The sequence below is a fragment of the Amycolatopsis sp. NPDC054798 genome, assembly GCF_053611505.1.
The window spans coordinates 114,903-134,339 of record NZ_JBSHAM010000010.1 but is presented as its reverse complement, the minus strand read 5'-3'; the positions used below and the strand labels follow the sequence as shown (position 1 = coordinate 134,339).

Genomic DNA, 19,437 nt, shown 5'->3' with positions numbered 1-19,437 from the left:
GTCCGATGGCGCTGGTGCTGGCGTTCGGCGTGGTGTTGCTGGTCAGCGTGTCGCTCTCGGGCGTGGCCGCGCGCACGGTGCTGTCGACCGCGCTGCTGTTCCTGCTCGCCGGTGCGCTGCTGGGCGACGGCGGTTTCGGGCTGATCCACATCGCGCCGCGCGACCCGCTGGTCACCTCGCTCGCGGACATCGCGTTGTTCACCGTGCTGTTCACCGACGGCCAGCGGGCGAATGTCCCGGCGTTGCGGGAGAACTGGCGGCTGTCCGGGCGGGCGCTCGGGCTGGGGATGCCGCTGACCATGGTGGGCATCGCGGTGCCGGCACACTTCCTGGTCGGGCTGGACTGGCCGACGTCGCTGCTGCTGGGCGCGATTCTCTCGCCGACCGATCCGGTGTTCGCCGCGGCGATCGTGGGCCGGGACGACGTGCCGTTGCGGCTGCGGCGGCTGCTCAATGTGGAGTCCGGGCTGAACGACGGGCTCGCGCTGCCGTTCGTGCTGATCTTCCTGGCCACCGCGACGAACACGTCGTCGGACCTGGGCGCCGTCGCCTTCGAGCTGGTGCTGGGATTGGTGCTGGGCATCGCGATTCCGGCGCTGGTCGCGTTCGCCTGGCGGCTGCGGGTGCTGACCGCCGAGCCGCGGCTGCAGGCGCTCGGCCCGCTGGCGGTCGCGGTGCTGCTTTACGCGGCGTGCCACCTGACGCACGCCAACCCGTACCTGGCTGCCTTCGCGGCGGGTTCCACGCTGGCCACTGTGGACAAGACGGCGGCCGAGCATTTCGAGCCGTTGGGCGATCTGCTTTCGGAGATCACGAAGTTCGCCGCTCTGCTGGTGTTCGGCGCGCTGATCACGCCGGACCGGCTGTCGCACCTGAGCGCCGGGGCGTGGGTGCTCGCGGTGCTGGCCATCGTCCTGGTGCGTCCCGCGGCGCTGGCGTTGTCGCTGCTGCGGACCCCGATGTCGGGGCGGGAACGGGCGACGGCCGCGTGGTTCGGGCCGAAGGGGTTCGCGTCGGTGGTGTACGGGCTGCTGGCGCTGCAGTCCGGAATCGCCGACAGCGAGCTGGTGTTCGACCTGGTCGCGGTGACGATCGCGCTGTCGATCGTGCTCCATTCCTCGACCGACGTGCCGATCGCGAAGCTGCTGCGCGTGGAGCCGCCGGACAACCTGCCCACCGGCCGTCCGGAGAAAACGGAGAACCCGGACGCCGGCCGCAAAGAGAAAGGAAAGAATTCATGAGTCCCGGCAAAACCGCCCGGCTCGCCGTAGCCTGGGGGGATGCGCGCAGCGGAGCTGGCCGAGGAGTTCCCGGTCGTCGACCTCGATTCGGACGCACTGGAGGCCGCGCGTCTGCTGGCCGAGCACCGGTTGCCCGGCCTGGTGGTGACGGAAGCGTCCGGGTGCCCGCACACCGTGCTGCCCGCCTCGGACGTGGTGCAGTTCCTGGTGCCGCCCTACGTACGCGACGATCCGTCGCTGGCCGGGGTGCTCAGCGAGTCGATGGCGGACCGGATCGCGGACAAGCTCGGCGGGCGGACCGTGCGGGAACTGCTGCCGGACGAACCACGCGAATTGCCGAGGGTCGACGGCGACGACACGATCGTGGAGCTCGCCGCGACGATGGCCCGGCTGCGGTGCCCGCTGGTGGCGGTCATGCGGGACCGGACGCTGCTCGGCGTGGTGTCCGCGTCGCGGCTGCTGGAGCACGCGCTGACGCCTCGCTGACCCGGCCGGGACTGGTCCGGGCGGTCCGCCGGTGAGCACGGTCATCGCGGTCGTCGTGTTCGTGGTCGCCTACGTGTTCATCGCGACCGAGAAGATCCCGAAGATGACCGCCGCGCTGGCCGGGGCGGGCGTGGTGCTCGCGACCGGGGTGAGCGGGTCGGGCGACGCGTTCTTCTCCGAGGACACCGGCGTCGACTGGAACGTGCTGTTCCTGCTGCTCGGCATGATGATCATCGTCGGGATCCTGCGCCGCACCGGCGTGTTCGAGTTCGTCGCGATCTGGGCGGCCAAACGCGCCAAGGGGTCGCCGCTGCGGATCATGCTGCTGCTGGTGCTGATCACCGCGGTGGCCTCGGCATTCCTGGACAACGTCACCACGGTGCTGCTGATCGCGCCGGTGACGCTGCTGGTGTGCGACCGGCTCGACATCAACCCCGTCCCGTTCCTGATCGCGGAGGTGCTGGCGTCCAACATCGGCGGCACCGCGACCCTGATCGGCGACCCGCCGAACATCATCATCGGCAGCCGTGCGGGGCTGGCGTTCAACGACTTCCTGGTCAATCTCGCGCCGATCGTCGCGCTCGAACTCGTCGTGCTGTGCCTGGTGCTGCCGTGGTTGTTCCGCGGTTCGTTCACTGTGGACCCGCAACGCGTCGCCGACGTCATGGCGCTCAACGAACGCGAAGCGATCCGGCAGCCGAAGCTGCTGGTCAAGTCCGGGGCAGTGCTCCTGCTGGTGTTCGCCGGATTCGTGCTGCATTCGGTGGTGCACCTGGACCCGTCGGTGGTCGCGCTGCTCGGCGCGGGCCTGCTGGTGCTGCTCTCGGGCACCCCGCCGAAGCAGTACTTGGACGGCGTCGAATGGGAAACCCTGCTGTTCTTCGCCGGGCTGTTCATCATGATCGGGGCGCTGGTCAAAACCGGGGTGATCGACTGGCTCGCGAAGCTCGCCGCCGGAGCCACCGGCGGGAACGCGCTGCTGGCGGTGTTCCTGATCCTCGGGGTGTCGGCGCTGCTGTCCGGCGTCATCGACAACATCCCTTATGTGGCAACGATGAGCCCGCTCGTGCTCGCTCTCACCCACGACATCCCGGACCCGGCGCATTCCGAGGCGCTGTGGTGGTCGCTGGCGATCGGCGCGGACTTCGGCGGCAACATGACCGCGGTCGGGGCCAGCGCGAACGTCGTGGTGCTGGGTCTCGCCGCCCGGGCAGGCGCGCCGATTTCGTTCTGGGAGTTCACCAAGAAGGGCGCGATCGTCACGCTGATCACCGTGCTGGTGGCCGCGCCGTACCTGTGGCTGCGCTACTTCGTGTTCTGACCCGCCGTCCGAGGAAACTCCCGATGACGGGCAAAGCGGACGAAAGCCCTTATGGCGCTTGAGAAATTCCAGTCAGGTGTGAGCGATTCCGCAACCATGTCCGACGCAATTGTTGCATACTGCACCAATGTCTTCGGAGGCGAGCGCGGGGAAGCGCGGGCTGGTGGTGCCGGTCCGGCAGCCGGTGGGCCGGTGGGTGCGGGAGAGCCGGGCCGGGCTGGTCGGGCTGGCGGTGCTGATCGGTGCGGGCGCGGGGTTGGGCGCGGTGGTGTTCCGGTGGCTGATCACCACGTTCACGCACGTGTTTTCCGGGCACGAGGACTACTCGGCGGCCGGGCGGGCGGCGCATTCGTGGTTTCCGGCGCTGGGTCCGTGGTTCCTGCTGCTGGCCCCGGTGCTGGCGGGTCTGGTGTACGGGCCGCTGGTGCACCGGTTCGCCCCGGAGGCGCGCGGGCACGGGGTGCCGGAGGTGATGTACGCCGTCGCCGAGCGGGGCGGGCGGATTCCGGTGCAGGTGAGCGTGGTGAAGGCGCTGGCGTCGGCGTTGACGATCGGCTCCGGCGGTTCGGTCGGCCGGGAGGGGCCGATCGTGCAGATCGGCTCAGCTTTGGGGTCGGCGCTGGGCCGGGCGGCGCGGCTGCCGGAATCACGGCTGCGGGTGCTGGTGGCGTGCGGCGCGGCGGGCGGGATCGCGGCGACGTTCAACGCACCGCTGGCCGGTCCGTTCTTCGCGATGGAGCTGATCCTGCGGGATTTCGCGGCGGAGTCGTTCGGGGCGGTGGTGCTCGCGAGCGTGACGGCGAGCGTCGTCGGGCGCGCGGTGCTGGGGAACGCGCCATTCCTGGACCTGCCGCCGTTCACGCTGCGGAACCCGGTGGAGTACCTGCTGTTCGTGGCGCTGGGCCTGGTCGTCGGCGCGTGCGGGGTGCTGTTCACCCGGGTGCTGTACTGGATCGAGGACCTGTGCGACCGGCTCTGGCGGGGTCCGGAGTGGCTGCGCCCGGCCGTGGGCGGGATCTTCCTCGGCGGGCTGCTGCTGGCGCTGCCGCAGATGTACGGGGTGGGTTATCCCGTGCTGCAGAACGCGGTCGAGGGCAAGTACGTTCTCGGGTTCCTGCTGGTGCTCATGGTCGGGAAGATCGTGGCGACCAGCCTGACGATCGGGATCGGCGGCTCGGGCGGGGTGTTCGCGCCGTCGCTGTTCATCGGCGCGATGGCCGGGACCGCGTTCGGGATCGCGGTGCACACATGGTTCCCCTCGGTGACGGCGTCGCCGGGCGTATACGGGCTGATCGGCATGGGCGCGGCCTTCGCGGGTTCGGCGCGAGCCCCGATCACGGCGGTGATCGTGCTGTTCGAACTCACTGGCCAGTACACGGTGATCCTGCCGATGCTGACCGCCATCGTGATCGCTACCGCCGTGAGCCGCGCGCTGAGCCGCGACACGATCTACACGCTCAAACTCCGCCGCCGCGGCATCGATCTGGACAAGCATCCCTCCGCGCAACGGCTGGCGGGCACGAAAGTCTCCGCGGTCACCGAACCGCTGCCGGAGCCGCTGCGCGAGGACCTGCCGCTGGAACTGGCCGCACACGCGCTCGCGCTGTCCGGCCACGGAATCCTGCCGGTCATCGACGAGGCCGGCCGGTACCAGGGCTGCGCCACCGCGAGAGCGGTCGCCGAGGCAGTGGCCGAGGACCACGCGGGCCGGGTCGGAGATCTCGCGGAGCTGCCCCCGCTCGTGACGAGCGACTCCACCCTTGCCGACGCTCTCGACGCGCTCGCCCAAGCACCCGGCACCGGCCTTCCCGTGCTCACCGGAACCGATGAGCTGACCGGGTGGATCACCCACCAGTCAGTGCTGAGTGCGCTGGAACCCGCCGTGACAGGCGGCTAAGCCGGACCGGTCAGCCATGACTGGCCTCCTGACCGGGCGTTTCCCCGGCCTCGCCGTCATCGTCGAAGGGGATTCGACCAGCCACAGGAAAGGTTCGCATGAAGAAGAAAAGCATCGCGACGCTGGTGACCGGCCTGCTGGCGACAACCGGGCTTTCGCTCGCCGCCGGACCGGTCGCGCGGGCCGACACGGCACCGTGCGACGGCACGTACTCGATCGCTGTCGGCGGGTGGCGGAGCCATTGGTACGACGACCGCTTCTACAACGTCACCCAGCACGTCGGGTATCCGACGGACATCCCCAACGGCGCCAGCACCCAGGCGGGCGTCAACGAGCTGAACCGCCTGGTCCGCGAGCAGCGCGCGGCGTGCCCGGGCCAGCACGTCAAAATGATGGGCTACTCCATGGGCGCCGCGGTGGTGCACGTCTGGGTCACCACCAACTGGACGACGTTCGACAACGTCAACGCCATCCTCGTCGCCGACCCCAAGCGCCAGGGACCCCCGGGAGCCGACGGCGGAACCGCCGTGTTCGGCCCGGCTGTCGGAGCGCCGCTCGCCGGGGTCGACCGGTTTTTCGGCAATGTGCCGGTCAAATCGATCTGCACCGTGGACTACGTCTGCGACACCTCCGCCAGCCCGTTGGGCTACCCGGCCGACCACATCAACCACTACGGCGTCGACTTCGACGGCGATCACCACAACGACAGCGCGAATGAGCAGTGGTACAACGGCGTTTGGATGCCCTGGTAGGCATAACCGCCGCCGCGCCCGGCCGTCCCTTCCGCCCGGAACCGGCCAGGCGCGGCGGTGCACGACTGGCCGGAAAGTCAGCTGGCAGCCGCGATCGCGGACAACCGTGCGACTGCTTCCTCCAGGCCGCCGGTTCTGCCGAAGGGAAGCCGGAGCATCTCGGTTTGCCCGCCGACTGAGGAAAAGGCCGGTCCTGGCGTGAACCGCACGCCCGCGCGCTTTGCCGCGTCCGCCAGGCTCTCGGTGTCGACTCCGGGAGCTTTGACCCACAGTCCGCTTCCACCGTCCGGCCGGGTCCACGACCAATGCGGCAGGTGCAGCGCGAGTGCGTGTTCGAGTTCCGCGAGGCCGTCGAGCAGCGCGGCTGCCCGCGTTTTCATGGCTTCGGCGGTGCGGGGCAGCAGTTCGTGCGCGAGGATCTGGCTCGGCAGCGACGTCCCGAGGTCCATGGCGACTTTCGCTCGCTGGAACCGCTCGATCATCGGACGCGGCCCGCGGATCCAGCCGACCCGCAGGCCTCCCCAGAACAGCTTCGACAACGACCCGATCAGGACCGACTGCGCGGCGTCGACCAATCCGAACAGGTTCGCGGCCGGCGGAGGGCGAAAGGCGAGGTGCGCGCAGGACGCGTCTTCGATCACCACGAAGCCGCGCTCGTTCGCGAGATCGGCGACCGCCTGTCGTTTCTCCGCGGACATGTGCACGCCGGTGGGGTTGTGCGAGGTGGGGAGGAGATAGACGAACCGGGGATGGGTGCGCCGGGTGATCCGCTCCAATACCTGCACGTCTGCGCCGTCGCGTTCGACCGGGACGGTGTACATCTGCGCGCCGCGGGCCCGGAACGCTTCGAGCGCGCCGCGGTAGGAAGGATCCTCGACGACGATGGGCTCTTCGTCGTCGATCCACGTGCGGGAAATGATCTCCAGGGCCTGCTGGGAGCCCGACGTGACGAGAATCTGGTCGGGATCGGTGGGAACCCCCGTGTCGGTGCAGAGCGCGGCGATCGACTCGCGGAGCGGGAGGTGGCCGCGCGGCTCGTAGCCGTCAGCGGCCAGCAAGGCGTCGATGCCCCGGTCGGCGGTCCGCTGCCAGGCTTCGCTGACCAGGGCCAGGCCGGGGAGGCTGCCGCTGGAGAGATCGACGAACTGTCCCGGACGCGACTCGTCGCTGTCCCGGTCCGAGAAGCTGCGCAGGCGGCTGTCCGGCTCGAAGCTCGGCAACGACGGACTTTTCCGGTTGCCGTCGGGCCGGCGAAGGCGAGAGCCGCTTCCTTGCCGGCTTTCCAGCAAACCTCCCTCTCGCAACAGCGAATACGCCTCGGTGATCGTCGTGCGGCTGACTCCCACCGCGGCGGCCGCGGCGCGTTCCGCCGGGAGGAGCGAGCCGAACGGGATCTCTTGTGCTTCCAGCGCGTCAAGAAGCGCCGCGGCCACCTGTTCCGCTTTGCGGCCGGCGTGCTGCTGCCAGCCTGCGACGGCCTGCGCGAATTCCGCCGCGGATACCTGCCGCATCAAGCCCTCCAGCCAATTATCGCCGATTGGCCTAGATGATCCAATTATCCCGTGTGCACACTCTAGCCTGGCCGCACAACGAAGTCGGCGCACGATGATCCGTAGGGGAGTCAATGGCTGCCGTGGCGATGCTCGGGACCCTCGATACCAAAGGCGCGGAGTTTCAGTGGATGCGAGGCCGGCTCGAAGAATCGGGCCACCGCGTGCACCTGATCGACGTCGGTGTCGCCGGCCAGCCGGTTGGCGCGGCCGAGACCACGCGCGAAGAGGTCGCCAGGCTTGCCGGAACGAGCATTCGCGAGCTGATCGAGGACGACGACCGGGGCAAGGCACTGGCTGCGATGGGCGCCGGAGCCGCCCAGGTCGTCGCCAGACTTGCCCGGGACGGCTCGATTGACGGGTTCCTTTCGGCGGGCGGTTCGGGAGGCTCGTCCATCGCCGCCGCTGCCATGGAGGTGCTGCCGGTCGGCTTCCCGAAGCTGTTGGTGAGCACGATGGCTTCCGGGGACGTCTCGCCCTATGTCGGCGCGTCCGACGTCACGCTGATGTACAGCGTCGTCGACATCGCCGGGATCAACCGGCTCTCGAAGGCAGTGCTCGGGAACGCCGTGGCAGCAGTAGCCGGGATGGCCGAGGCCTATGCCCGCCGGGAACCCCAGCCGGACGAACGGCCGCTCGTGGCCGCGTCGATGTTCGGAGTGACGACGCCGGTGGTCGAAGCGTGCCGCGCCATTCTCGAGGACGCTGGGTACGAGGTTCTCGTCTTCCACGCGACCGGCGCCGGCGGCCGTGCGCTGGAAGGGTTGGCAGCAGGTGGTTTCCTGGCCGGCGTCCTCGACCTGACCACCACCGAGCTGGCGGACGAACTGGTCGGCGGGGTGCTCACCGCCGGTCCGGACCGGCTCACCGCCGCCGGGTCGCACGGCGTCCCGCAAGTCGTCAGCCTGGGCGCACTGGACATGGTCAACTTCGGAGCCCGGGACACGGTTCCCCCGCGGTTCGCCTCGCGCCTGCTGTACGAACACAACGCGACCGTCACGTTGATGCGCACGACTACCGAAGAGTCAGCGCAACTGGGCACCATCGTCGGGCGCAAGCTCGCTTCGGCATCAGGCCCCACAGCACTGGTCATCCCCGGCGGAGGCGTCTCGGCTTTGGACACTTCCGGCGGCCTGTTCGAAGACACCGCCGCGGACGAGGCCTTGACCAGCGCCGCGATCGCCGCCGTCGCCGACAGTCCGGTCGAGGTCGTCCAGGTCGACGCCCACATCAACGACCCCGAATTCGCCCGCGCGGCAGCAGAGACCCTGCTCCGCTATCTGACCGCGTCCGAGGAGGACCAGAATGCAGAGAACTGACCGCCTTTCCGCCTGGCGCGCCAAGATCGGCTCCGGCGCGCCGATCATCGGAGCCGGCGCCGGGACCGGTCTTTCCGCGAAGCTGGCCGAAGCGGGCGGGGCGGATCTGCTGGTCATCTACAACTCCGGGCGCTACCGGATGGCCGGCCGCGGGTCTCTCGCCGGACTGCTGCCCTACGGGGACGCCAACGCGATCGTGGTCGAAATGGCGGGCGAGGTCCTGCCGGTGGTGTCCGAGATCCCGGTCTTCGCGGGCGTGTGCGGGACCGATCCGTTCCGCGTCATCCCGAAGTTCCTCGACGAACTCAAGAACATGGGATTCGCCGGAGTGCAGAACTTCCCGACCGTCGGGCTCTACGACGGCGTTTTCCGGCAGAACCTCGAAGAGACCGGGATGGGATACCAGCTCGAGGTGGACATGATCGCCGCGGCCCGGGAAAGGGACCTGATCACGTCGCCCTACGTTTTCGACCCCGAGCAGGCCAAGGCCATGACCGCCGCGGGAGCGGACATCGTCGTGGCCCACCTGGGCTTGACGACCTCAGGTTCCGTCGGGGCCCGCACGGCGGTCACGCTCGAGGTCGCGGTCGAGCGCGTCCAGCAGATGCGCGACGCCGCCGTGGCGGAGAACCCCGGCGTCATCGTCCTCTGCCACGGCGGTCCCATCGCCGAACCCGAGGACGTCGGCTACGTCCTCCAGAACACCACCGGGGTCGCCGGTTTCTTCGGCGCCTCGTCCATGGAGCGCCTGCCGACCGAGCGGGCGATCGTCGACCAGGTCAAGGCCTTCACCGCCCTGCGGGCATAACTCCGCGGGCACCACCGAATCGAGGAGAACCGCATGCATGTCGAACCGGAAAAGACGCCGACAATGGTCCTGGACTGGGGCACCCTCAAGTGGCTGGTGAACCCGTCCACGATCGAGGAGGCCGAAACCACCGTCGGCGAAGTGATCGTCTACCCCGGACGCGGGCACGCGATCCACAACCACCCCAACGCCCAGGAAGTCATTTATGTCATCGACGGCGAGGGGGTGCAGACGGTCGGCGACGGCGAACCGTTCCCGATCAAGACCGGCGACGCGGTATTCGTGCCGCGCGGTGCGGACCATTCGACCTTCAACACCGGATGGCGTGCGCTGCGGCTGATCGTGACCTACAGCCCGGGCGGGGAGGAGCGGAACTTCCGGTCCCTGCCCGACTACGAGGAGATCCCGGCCGGGACCACCCCGACCTGGGTCCGGGAAACGCGCTCTGCGCAGTGACCCGCCCAGCCTGACCTCGCGGCGGCCGTCCGGCCGCCGCTCGTGCGCGGGGGGCGCACAGCTCGACCCAGCTCAGTCCACCCCCGTTCCGATGGAGACGATCATGGTCGATCGGCCCAGCACTGCCCCCACCGCCTCGAAGACTGTTCCCGCCGCCGACGCGGCCGTCGACGAGGTGCCGAGATTCGGACGGTTCGCGCTCTACAGCGTCCAGCACTTGCTGACCTTCTACGCGACGGTTCTCGTGCTCCCGGTCATCATCGCGGCCGGCATCCGCCTTCCGCAGGCGGAAACCGTGGTATTCCTCGCCGCCACGGTTCTGGCTGGCGGCATCGCCACGATCGTCCAGACGGTCGGCGTCTGGCGGATCGGGATCAGGAAACCGCTGGTGCTCGGCGGCTCGGCCGTGGTGATCGGCCCGGCGATAGCCATCGGCAACGCCAATGGCGGCGGAATCGGCGGACTGGTGGCCATCTTCGGGGCTTCCATCATCGCGGGGCTCGTGCTCGCCGCGGCTGCACCGCTGTACGGGGCGCTGCTGCGGGTCTTTCCCCCGGTGGTCACCGGATCGGTCATCGCGATGGTCGGCTTCTCGTTGCTGCCGATCACGGTCAAGCTGATCGGCGGCGGCGAGCCGACCTCGAAGTCGTTCGGCAGCGCGGCCAATTTGACGGTAGCCGCGACTGCCCTTCTCGCGATTCTTCTGATCTACCGCTTCGGCAAAGGGCTGCTGAAAAGCATCGCCATTCTCGTCGGCCTGGTCGCCGGAGGGGCCGTCAGCGCCGCCGTCGGGATCGCTGACTTCAGCGGAGTCGCCAAGGCGGGCTGGTTCTCGCTCGTGCTGCCGTTCCACTTCGGGCTGCCGGCCTTCAACCTCAGCGCCGTACTGGCGATGACCGTCGCCATCCTGATCGTGGGCGTGGAATGCACGTCCAGCTACTTCGCGGTCGGCGAAATCCTCGGACGCGGCCCCACCGACAAGGAAGTCCGCCGCGGCATCCTCGCCGAAGGCGTCGCCGCCGTGCTCGGCGGAATCGTCGGTTCGGTGCCGCCGACCACGTTCAACGGCAACATCGGCCTGGTACGGGCCAGCAACGTGAAAAGCCGCTGGGTCGTGGCCGCCGCCGGCGTTCTGATGGTCGTGCTCAGCTGCCTGCCGAAGGTGGCCGCCGTAGCCGCTGCCTTGCCGGCACCCGCGGTCGGCGCGGCCCTGATGACCCTGTTCGGCATCATCGCCACCGTCGGCATCCAGACTCTGGGCAAGGCCGACCTGCACAACGATCGCAACCTCATCGTCGTCGCGCTGAGCCTCGGAGCCGGCTTCATCCCCACTTCCTATCCGGAGATTTTCAACGCCTTCCCGCAGGGACTCCAGATGGTGCTGCAGAGCGGAATCGTCGTGACCGCAGTCGTGGCAGTGGTCCTCAACCTGGTCTTCAACGGGCTGCAGCGGCGCTCTTCCCCGCGAGCCGCTGCCGAAACACCGGCGGTTTCCGCGGAATAGGCGAATCCTGCCAGCCAGCAAGGAGAAAACCCATCATGCACATCAAGACCACGGCGACCCGGACGTTGCCGGTCCGGAAACCGGAGGTGTTTCCCGTTCACGCGGGCAAGCGCTTCATCGTCACCGGCGCGGCCGGCGGCCTGGGACGAGCGACCGCGGAGCTGCTGCTCGCGGAAGGCGCTCGCGTCGCGCTGCTGGACGTCCGAGGCGACGCTGTTTCCGCCACGGCGCGCGAACTCGGCGGGCAAGCACGGGGAGCAGCGCCGTTCGTCGTCGACCTGAGCTCGCCCGAGAGCATCGAAACCGCGGCAGCCGAAGCCATTTCGCACTTCTCGGGCGTCGACGGGCTGGCCAACGTCGCCGGAATCGTCCGCCATTCCGACCCCCTGCGGATTCCGCGGCCGGACTGGGAGGAACAGATCGCGGTCAACGTCGTGGGGCCGTACGAACTCTCCCGGCTGGTGGCAGAGCATCTCATCGCGGACGGCAGGCCCGGCGCGATCGTCAACGTCGCGTCCGAGGCGGGAAAGGTCGGCCACGCCCAATCGCTCGCCTACAGCGCGAGCAAAGCCGCGCTCATCAACGAAACCAGGATGATGTCGGCGGCGCTGGCCCACGCCGACATCAACGTCAACTGCGTCTGCCCCGGAGGCTTGCCGACCGCGATGCTCCGCCAGGTGGCCGACGCCTATTCCGACCGCATCCACGAACCCGCCGGCGACATCTTCGACGCCATGATCACCGAGCAGGCCGGACGGCATCTCGACCTCGCCGAGGTCGCCCGGGTCATCTCGTTCCTCCTCTCCGAGAACGCGTTCGCCATTCGCGGCCAGGCAGTCAACGCAGACGGCGGCGGAACCCCGTACTGATCGCGTGGCCTGTTTCAACCACTCTTTCGAAATCCGGAACCTGTCCATGAATCGCAGCTAGCGGGCTCGAATCCTTGTCAGCACACAAATCCCCGGGCCGCCGGAAACGGCAACCCGGGGATTTGTGCTGTCGGGACTGGGTTCTTCCGTGCCCCGATGCGCGCAGTTCAGTCAGGCACCGGAGACCGCCACCACGCCGGTCATCGTGCCCACGTAGGCGTGATCGCCGGACAAAGTGGGGGAGGCGAAATGCGGAAGAGCGCCGATGTCCAGCTGAGCCAGTACTGTCCCGTCAGCCGGTGACAGCGCGTACAGCACGCCGTCGTTCCAGTCCACCACCCACACCGCGCCGCCGCCTACGGTCGGCGAGCCGTTCGCGGTCCCGTCGGCATGCCACGCCACGGTGGGGGTGCCGTCCGCGGCGATGCGGACCGCGCGCGGACCGTCGTTGCAGGGCAGGTACGCGGTGTCGCCGCTGGTCGAGCTGCCGCCGAAGGACTGGCAGATCTCCGCTTTGGCCTGCTGCCCGCCGATTCCGCCGAGATTGTCGTGGTGCAGCACGTATCCGGTTCCCCGTTTGCCGACCGCGATGACATGATCGCCGAGCAGCGTCGGGCTGGACGAACCGAGATCGAGGTCTTGCGCGTTGTCGTCGGCCCAGGTGTCCGGGGCGAACAGATCCACCCGTTGCAGCGTGGGCGACAAGGCCAGTACGGAATCGCTGTCGTCGTAGCCCGTGGTGGATTCGCCGTTGCCCACCGCGTAGAGCAGCCGCTGCCCGTCGACGACGCCGCCGCCCGGCGCCCAGATCCCGGCTTCCCTGGTGGTCGGCACGCTGTAACTGAGCGGGTCGGTCCCCGCGGTGGTCGCCGACACCACCGAACCGATGTAGTTCGCGCAGTCCCCGGCCAGCCCGCCGTAGGCCACGTAAACCCGGTCGCCGAACACGGTCAGCGCCGCTCGCTGCTGGTGGGCCAGCCGATCCCCTTTAGGCGGTTCCAGCTCGGTGCGCACCTCCACCGCGCCGGTAGTGACGTTCACCCCGACCAGCACGTGCTGCCCGCCGGTGAGCTCGGCCAGCGCGAAAACCCGTGACGTGGCCTGGTCGTAGGCCATGGTGCCGGTGATGCCGAGCGGGTCGATGTTCCCGCACGGCAGTTCCGCTCTTCTCGCCGGTTCGCCGACATGCGCCGACCAGCGGACCGCGCCGGTCGCCGGGTCGAGCGCATAGACGGTGTCATTCTCAGTGGCAGCAAGGATCTGACCGCCGACCACCAGCGGCTGTCCGTACACCGCACCGTCCAAAGTGGCCTGCCAGGCCGTGCCGAGGGTGCCCAGCGGAGCGAGATCGGCCGCTTCGCCGGTGCGGGCGTTGTCGTGGTGATAGGTCGGCCAATCGCCCGCGGCGAGCTGCTGCCGGGAATGACCGGCGGCCGCCGCCGGTGGACTGGCACCGAGGACAAGGACCGCGATCGCGAACACCGTACGGAGGCAATTCCTTTTCATGAGGTATCACTCCTGGTCGCTGATTAGCGACTCCCCGTATCGCAGTATCCAGCCGGGCTCCCGGTCGCGACACCTCCGAACGGCAGAACAAGCGGCCCGGGCAACGTGGGCTTCAGATGACTGGCACATCACGTGCGGCCACTCAGTCGAGCGCTCGCCGGTGTGGATATCGTCTGTGCCCCGGGAGTTGCTTCCGATCGCTGCGTGCTCAGGTCAGCCGTGCGCTTCGGGAAGTTCGACGACGAACCGCGCCCCTCCGCCCGGCCGTCCCTCCGCCCAGACTCGGCCGTGGTGGCGGTGCACGTGGTCGGCGACGATCGCCAATCCCAGCCCGGTTCCCGAGTCGGGATCCCGCCGCCCGGCGTGCACTCCGCGGGAAAACCGCTCGAAAATGCGTTCCCGGAGTTCGGCGGGAACCCCGTCGCCGGCGTCGTCCACCTCGAGGCGCACGACGCCGTTTCGCGCGTGCGCGGCCACTCGCACGGCACCGCCGCCGTAGCGGGCCGCGTTGTCGAGCAGGTTCGCCAGTACCCGGTCGAGGCGGCGCCGGTCGGCGGTGACCAGCAGGGGCTCCGAGGGAAGGTCCAGCGCGGGGCGCGAGGCGGGGCTGTTCCCGACTGCGCTGCGGACGAGCGGGCCGAGATCCACCAGTTCGCGTTCCTCGCCGTTGTCGGCCTGGTCGACCGCCGAGATCTCCAGGAGGTCGAGAACCATGCCGCGGAACCGGTGCAGTTCGGCCAGCAGGAGCGCCAGCGCTTTCTGCGCGGGTGCGGGCATGGCGTCGCGGCGGCGTTCGAGGACTTCCGCGACGTTGGTCATTGTCGTAAGCGGGGAACGAAGTTCGTGGCTCACGTCGGCGGCGAACCGGGCGTCGCGGCGGACGCGTTGTTCCAGGGCGTCGGCCGTCGCGTTGAAGGTCGTGGCTAGGGGAGCGAGGTCCGGCCCGGCTTGTTCGGGGAGCCGGGCGCGGAGATCACCGCGGGCGATTCGCGCGGCGGTCTCGGTGAACGCGGCGAGCGGACGGAGCGCGCGCCGGGCCGTCCACGCGCCGACGGCGACGCCGAACAGCCCGCACGCCACAGTGCCCGAGACGAGGATCATGCGCAGGTGCTGGAAGGTCCGTTCGAGCCCTATCAACGGATGAAGCTCGACGTAGAAGCCGTTCGCGCCGGCGAGGGGCTGGGCGACCGCGAGGACCGGGATTCCGTTGGCGGTGAAGCGTTCGTGCGCGGGCGCACCGGAGCGGGCCCGCGACAGCAGGCCGGCCGGGAGCGTCTCGGGCCGGACCGGGCGCCCGGCGGTGCGCCAGCCGCCGGGCAGGGAAACGAGGATCGTCGAATTCGGCCCGGCGGCGAGGCCGGACAGCAGTTCGCCGAGGCCGTCGGACTGGGTCTGGACCTCGTTGTCGACGAGCCGCGCGTTCACCCGCGAATGGCGGTCGGCGCTCTGCTGGCGCTGGGTGATCAGGTACCCGGTGGCAAGGTGCCAGGTCGCCGCCGACAGTGCACTGACCACCACCAGCAGGCCGAGCCCGAACGCCGCGGAAACCCTGCAGCGCAAGGAAAGCCGGGACATCGAAGCCGGGCTCACGGGCGGGGCTCGGCGCGGTAGCCGATTCCCCGGACGGTCAGCACCAGGCGCGGGCAGTCGGGATCCGGCTCGACCTTGCGCCGCAACCGCCTGATGTGCACGTCGAGCAGCCGCGTGCCGCCGAAGTAGTCGCGGCCCCAGATCCGGTGCAGCAACTGTTCCCGGGTGACGACCTCGCCGTCGGCGGCCGCCAGCTCGGCCAGCAGCCGGAATTCGGTGCGGGTGAGGCGAATCGGGCACCCGTTGCGGGAAACGGTCTCGTCGTGCGTGCTCAACAGCAGATCGCCGACCTGGAGGCAGCACCGCCGGACCGGCGCTGCCCGGCGCAGCAACGCGCGGATCCGGGCCGCCAGCTCACCGGCGACCAACGGCTTGGTCACGTAGTCGTCGGCACCGGCTTCCAAACCCGCGATAACGTCCTGGCTGTCGGCACGGGCGGTGATGATGATGACCGGCAAATCGCCGCGCACGCGCAACTCGTGGCAGACCGCGAGCCCGCCTATTCCGGGCAGCATCAGGTCGAGCAGAACCACGTCCACCCTCGTGGAATCGAGCATCCGCAACGCTTCTTCACCGGACGCGGCCTGCGTCACCGCGCAGCCCTGGTCGGCGAGCGCGAGGGAAAGCGCTTCGCTGATCAGGGCGTCGTCCTCGACCAGCAAGACTCGCACCGTCATCGGGCCGCCCCTCCGCCGCAGAATATGCCCTAGAAATTGTTGCCTATCGCGGCAAGGGCGGGATGGGTGCGGATTCCTTCGTGCACAGCCGCAGAAGGCGGGGTTTTCGGCGGGGTGAGCCCTTGCCGGTAGGAGGCAGTGACTCAACGAGGGTCCTTGGCCTCTCGAACGGCCGGGCGGCCGTTGCCACGATGAAGCATCAGCGGAATCTCGGACGACGGGAGAACGACAGTGATCTCGGCCCGGTACCTCGTAATCGGCGGCGTCGTGGCCGCACTCGCCGGCGCGACCGGTGCGGCCCAGCCAGCTTCCGCGCTCACGGCGTCGTGCCGGACCAGCGGATTGCACGTCACCCTCGGCCGGGGAGAGGGGGCGGCCGGGCACTACTACGTGCCGATCGTCTTCACCAACTCCGGCCGCGACGCCTGCGCCTTGGCCGGTCACCCCGGGGTTTCCTACGTCGCAGGCCCGGACCGGCACCAGGTGGGCGATGCCGCGGTACGCGAACCTGGGGTGGCGCCGAGGCTGACGTTGGCGCCCGGCCAGTCCGCCACGGCGTGGGTCGACCAGGTCGACGTCGACGTTTACGATCCCGCGAGCTGCGCGCCCCGTCCGGTCTATGGGTTGCGGGTTTATCCGCCGGGCAACACCGAGTCGGCGATCGTGGCGGAGCCCAACGCGCGGGCGTGCGCGAAACACCTGCCTGGGCAGCGACCGCTGGCTGTCCGGGCGGTTCAAGAGCGCTGAAGACCGGAGATGCGCGACCTGGCCCGAAATCCTGAATCGGCAAGAGCCCCGAGGATCAACCGGCGAGGGCGGTTTGCGCCCACGCGAGCGCCAGCAAGAGGGCGGGGCCCCGGCTGAGTTGGATCGACAGCCAGATAGGCACGCCACCGGTGCCGAAGCCGAGTTCAAGCGTGGGAGTCGCGTACTCGATCGGGGGGCGCGTCGCCATCCGGTAAATGACGAGAACGGCTCCGATCGCGGACAACACGCAGACCAGAAGGGCCGCGTTGGGCAACGCCGGTGCTGTCGCCGCACACCACACGACCGCGCCGGTAGCCGGCAGCACCAGGTGCGCGAGGGTCAGTTGCCGGTCGCTGCCTCCGAGCATCCGCCTGAGCGCGGGTGAGCGGCTGATGATCCGCAACCCGCCGGCGAGCCGGTCCGCGGCGAGGAACGCCGTGATCACGTGCACGGCGGGGAGCGCGACCGGAGTCACGATCGCTTCCGCCAGATACGGCAGAGGCAGCAGCCCGGCCCACACCGCCAGCCCGGACCAAGTCCTTCGAACGCGCACGAAGTCGGCTCGCGCGAGCGCCGCTATCCGGGTGCCCCGCAATGGCGCGGAGCGGACGCGCCCGACCCGTCGGGCGTGCTCGGCCAGGAGCGCACCCCACAGGATCGTGGGCTCGAGAAAGGTCGTCGCGACCGAAGCCGCCTGCGCGATGTTCGCGCCAACCGAGAGCTTTGCCCTGCAGAGCTTCGCAAGGCGTGCTTGGGCAAACCAAGTGAGCACGGCCGCGACGAAGACAGCCACGCCTGCCGCGACGACGCCTCGGTCCGTCATCAGCTGAGCCGCTGCCGGAGGAGTCGCCGGGCGTAGGACCAGCACTGCCACTATCGAGGCGAGGCAAAGTCCGAGCGCGAGGTTCAGCGCTGCCTGCACCGGACGGATGCGGACATTCGCTTGGACGGCCACCGTCGCCGACGCGGCCGCACAGCCCAGTGCCGCACCGACGGCGAGCGCGCCAGGCACCAACGGAGCGGTTCCGCCGCCGGCGATCATCGCGAGCAGGGCGAGCAGAGCGCCGGCGACCGCGCCGGACGAGAGGACGATCGCGAACCGTCCGCCGAGGAGCCCGCGCCGGTCAACCGGGCTGCTGAGCAGCCACGACTGCGCGGGCCCCTGAACCAGAACCGGTCCGAAACGCAGTGCGGCTTTCGCGCACGCGATGGCGGCCATCAACACGCCGATCGACACGACCCACTGACGCAATACCGTCGACGCGACGCTGCTGTTCATGGTCGCCGCGCGTTCGAAGCCGAGCTGAGCGGCCCCGGCGGCAAGCCCTGCGATCATCGCCGTGTACATGGCCGCGAGCATCAGGTCAGCGACCCGTTCACGGATTGGCGTGCGTCTCGATCGGCAGGAGCGGACCAATCGCTTGGCCTGTTGTGCCGAGGGCACGGTCGCCGCTTCTTGCTGGAGCACTAAGCACCGACCTTCACGACGGTGTCCGCCACGGTGTCCAGCAACGGCCCGTTGTGCGAGGCGATGAGCAGTCCCCGGCCGGCTTTCTTCTCCTCGATGAGCTTTTCCGTGAGCCACTGGATCCCTGCGGAGTCGAGCCGTTGCTCCGGCTCGTCCAGGATCACCACCCGGCGTGGACGGACGAAGCACGAGGCGAGCCCGAGACGATGCCGCTGCCCGGTGGACAAGGTCGCCGGCAGCTGGTCCTTCGCCGCTGAGAGTCCTACCTCGTCCACCACCGCCAGGGCCGATTCTTCGGGCGATTCCATTCCATGCGCCCAAGCGCACAACCTCAGATGTTCGATCACGGACAGGTCCGGGAAGAAATCGATGTCGTCGAGCAGGCACGCGATGTCCCGCCGCGTGGCCGGACTGGATTCCTCCAGCGGGGATCCGTTGAGCATGACCTCGCCGGAATCGAGCTCCTCCACGCCCACGACGCATTTGAGGAGGGTCGATTTTCCGGAGCCGTTGGTCCCGACGACCCCGACGGCCTCTCCTCGCCGAATCCCGAAACTGACGTCGTCGAGGATGACGAGATCGCCGAACGCCTTGACGGCGTTCGACACCACGAGCACGTGCTTGCCGCTCACCGCGGACCTTTCATTCACCTTGACCGGACCTGCCTCGCAGCGGTTGGCCCACCACAATGGCGATGGTATCGCCGGCTCAGCAAGCCTCAACGCCGCGATGGCCACCCCAGCAACAGCCCGCATCCGTCCGGCCAAGGCCCGTCGTCTGGAGACGCATCGATCGCCGACCCGACGAGATTCCTTCGCAGCGCGGCATCGTCGGGTTGGCTGCCGGCGGAGGACAGCAACGACAGGACTTCCGACAACCCCGCCGCTCCGTGACAGAGTCGGGAGCCATTGCCATAACGCGGGAATGCCGCTGCCGCGGCACCAGTCGTACCGGTCTCGTCCCGCGTGGACACTTTGCCGTTGCGGACATCCGCGGCGACACGTTCGGGCTCGCGATGCTCGTGTACCGCGATTTCGCTGTCCAGGACGCCAACCGGGCCTACCAGGTGGGCCCGGTGCTGGAGCTGGCCGCGCACTCGCAGTCGGCCGCGTCGAAGCTGCGCGCGGCGGCCTTGCCGCACCTGCGGAGGCTGGTCGATCTGCTGGACGAGTCGGTGAACCTGACCGTCCGGACCGGGGACACCGCCCGGTTCATCGCGAGCGTCGAATGCTCGCAGGCGCTGCGC

Annotated in this window: 17 protein-coding genes and 1 pseudogene; 12 read left to right on the top strand and 6 right to left on the bottom strand. The window is 69.2% G+C overall.

The window, feature by feature from the left end:
* The first annotated feature begins 5 nt into the window (after positions 1-5).
* The 5 genes from ACWGIC_RS09380 to ACWGIC_RS09360 all read left to right on the top strand — a co-directional run bounded on the left by ACWGIC_RS09380 (position 6) and on the right by ACWGIC_RS09360 (position 5,697).
* Positions 6-1,241 carry a cation:proton antiporter gene (locus ACWGIC_RS09380; protein ID WP_452075424.1) on the top strand — a complete coding sequence of 412 codons (1,236 nt, stop codon included), beginning with the start codon at positions 6-8 and terminating at the stop codon, positions 1,239-1,241.
* A 39-nt stretch (positions 1,242-1,280) separates the two neighbouring features.
* Entirely contained in the window at positions 1,281-1,727 is a 447-nt protein-coding gene (locus ACWGIC_RS09375) for a CBS domain-containing protein (RefSeq protein WP_452075423.1), read from the top strand.
* Positions 1,728-1,758: 31 nt separating this feature from the next.
* Positions 1,759-3,048 carry an ArsB/NhaD family transporter gene (locus ACWGIC_RS09370; RefSeq protein WP_452075422.1) on the top strand — a complete coding sequence of 430 codons (1,290 nt, stop codon included), beginning with the start codon at positions 1,759-1,761 and terminating at the stop codon, positions 3,046-3,048.
* 127 nt (positions 3,049-3,175) lie between these two features.
* Positions 3,176-4,945, top strand: a complete 1,770-nt coding sequence (locus ACWGIC_RS09365) for a chloride channel protein (RefSeq protein WP_452075421.1) — start codon at positions 3,176-3,178, stop codon at positions 4,943-4,945.
* 98 nt (positions 4,946-5,043) lie between these two features.
* Complete coding sequence (locus ACWGIC_RS09360; protein ID WP_452075420.1) at positions 5,044-5,697, top strand: cutinase family protein; 654 nt, start codon at positions 5,044-5,046, stop codon at positions 5,695-5,697.
* Positions 5,698-5,774: 77 nt separating this feature from the next.
* Here the strand turns inward: ACWGIC_RS09360 and ACWGIC_RS09355 are convergent, their stop codons facing one another.
* A complete protein-coding gene (locus tag ACWGIC_RS09355; protein ID WP_452075419.1) occupies positions 5,775-7,208 on the bottom strand; it encodes an aminotransferase-like domain-containing protein in 1,434 nt (477 codons plus the stop codon).
* 113 nt (positions 7,209-7,321) lie between these two features.
* Between ACWGIC_RS09355 and ACWGIC_RS09350 the strand changes: the two genes are divergently transcribed.
* The 5 genes from ACWGIC_RS09350 to ACWGIC_RS09330 all read left to right on the top strand — a co-directional run bounded on the left by ACWGIC_RS09350 (position 7,322) and on the right by ACWGIC_RS09330 (position 12,203).
* On the top strand, positions 7,322-8,566 hold the full coding sequence (locus ACWGIC_RS09350) for a Tm-1-like ATP-binding domain-containing protein (RefSeq protein ID WP_452075418.1): 1,245 nt from the start codon (positions 7,322-7,324) through the stop codon (positions 8,564-8,566).
* Positions 8,553-9,374, top strand: coding sequence for a phosphoenolpyruvate hydrolase family protein (locus tag ACWGIC_RS09345; protein WP_452075417.1), 822 nt, complete (start codon positions 8,553-8,555; stop codon positions 9,372-9,374). The genes ACWGIC_RS09350 and ACWGIC_RS09345 overlap by 14 nt, the downstream gene beginning before the upstream one ends.
* Positions 9,375-9,407: 33 nt before the next feature.
* Positions 9,408-9,830 carry a cupin domain-containing protein gene (locus ACWGIC_RS09340; protein WP_452075416.1) on the top strand — a complete coding sequence of 141 codons (423 nt, stop codon included), beginning with the start codon at positions 9,408-9,410 and terminating at the stop codon, positions 9,828-9,830.
* 103 nt (positions 9,831-9,933) lie between these two features.
* Complete coding sequence (locus tag ACWGIC_RS09335) at positions 9,934-11,334, top strand: solute carrier family 23 protein (RefSeq protein ID WP_452075415.1); 1,401 nt, start codon at positions 9,934-9,936, stop codon at positions 11,332-11,334.
* A gap of 35 nt (positions 11,335-11,369) precedes the next feature.
* The gene (locus ACWGIC_RS09330; protein WP_452075414.1) at positions 11,370-12,203 is read left to right on the top strand and encodes an SDR family NAD(P)-dependent oxidoreductase; all 834 of its coding nucleotides are present in this window, start codon (positions 11,370-11,372) and stop codon (positions 12,201-12,203) included.
* Positions 12,204-12,374: 171 nt separating this feature from the next.
* Here ACWGIC_RS09330 and ACWGIC_RS09325 read toward each other — a convergent pair whose 3' ends face one another.
* The 3 genes from ACWGIC_RS09325 to ACWGIC_RS09315 all read right to left on the bottom strand — a co-directional run bounded on the left by ACWGIC_RS09325 (position 12,375) and on the right by ACWGIC_RS09315 (position 15,976).
* Positions 12,375-13,685 (bottom strand): outer membrane protein assembly factor BamB family protein, encoded by a 1,311-nt coding sequence (locus tag ACWGIC_RS09325; protein WP_452075413.1) that lies wholly within the window; start codon positions 13,683-13,685, stop codon positions 12,375-12,377.
* Positions 13,686-13,922: 237 nt separating this feature from the next.
* The gene (locus ACWGIC_RS09320; protein WP_452075412.1) at positions 13,923-15,284 is read right to left on the bottom strand and encodes a sensor histidine kinase; all 1,362 of its coding nucleotides are present in this window, start codon (positions 15,282-15,284) and stop codon (positions 13,923-13,925) included.
* Between the two features lie 11 nt (positions 15,285-15,295).
* Positions 15,296-15,976 (bottom strand): response regulator transcription factor, encoded by a 681-nt coding sequence (locus ACWGIC_RS09315; protein ID WP_452075411.1) that lies wholly within the window; start codon positions 15,974-15,976, stop codon positions 15,296-15,298.
* A gap of 231 nt (positions 15,977-16,207) precedes the next feature.
* On the opposite strand from ACWGIC_RS09315, the gene ACWGIC_RS09310 reads away from it, so the two are divergent.
* Entirely contained in the window at positions 16,208-16,723 is a 516-nt protein-coding gene (locus ACWGIC_RS09310) for a DUF4232 domain-containing protein (protein ID WP_452075410.1), read from the top strand.
* A gap of 55 nt (positions 16,724-16,778) precedes the next feature.
* On the opposite strand, the gene ACWGIC_RS09305 is transcribed toward ACWGIC_RS09310, so the two are convergent.
* Positions 16,779-18,071, bottom strand: a complete 1,293-nt coding sequence (locus ACWGIC_RS09305; RefSeq protein WP_452075409.1) for a DUF6297 family protein — start codon at positions 18,069-18,071, stop codon at positions 16,779-16,781.
* 119 nt (positions 18,072-18,190) lie between these two features.
* Positions 18,191-18,823 (bottom strand): ABC transporter ATP-binding protein, encoded by a 633-nt coding sequence (locus tag ACWGIC_RS09300; RefSeq protein WP_452075408.1) that lies wholly within the window; start codon positions 18,821-18,823, stop codon positions 18,191-18,193.
* 56 nt (positions 18,824-18,879) lie between these two features.
* On the opposite strand from ACWGIC_RS09300, the pseudogene ACWGIC_RS09295 reads away from it, so the two are divergent.
* Positions 18,880-19,398, top strand: a pseudogene (locus ACWGIC_RS09295) (hypothetical protein); the annotation flags it as partial.
* Between the last annotated feature and the right edge of the window lie 39 nt (positions 19,399-19,437).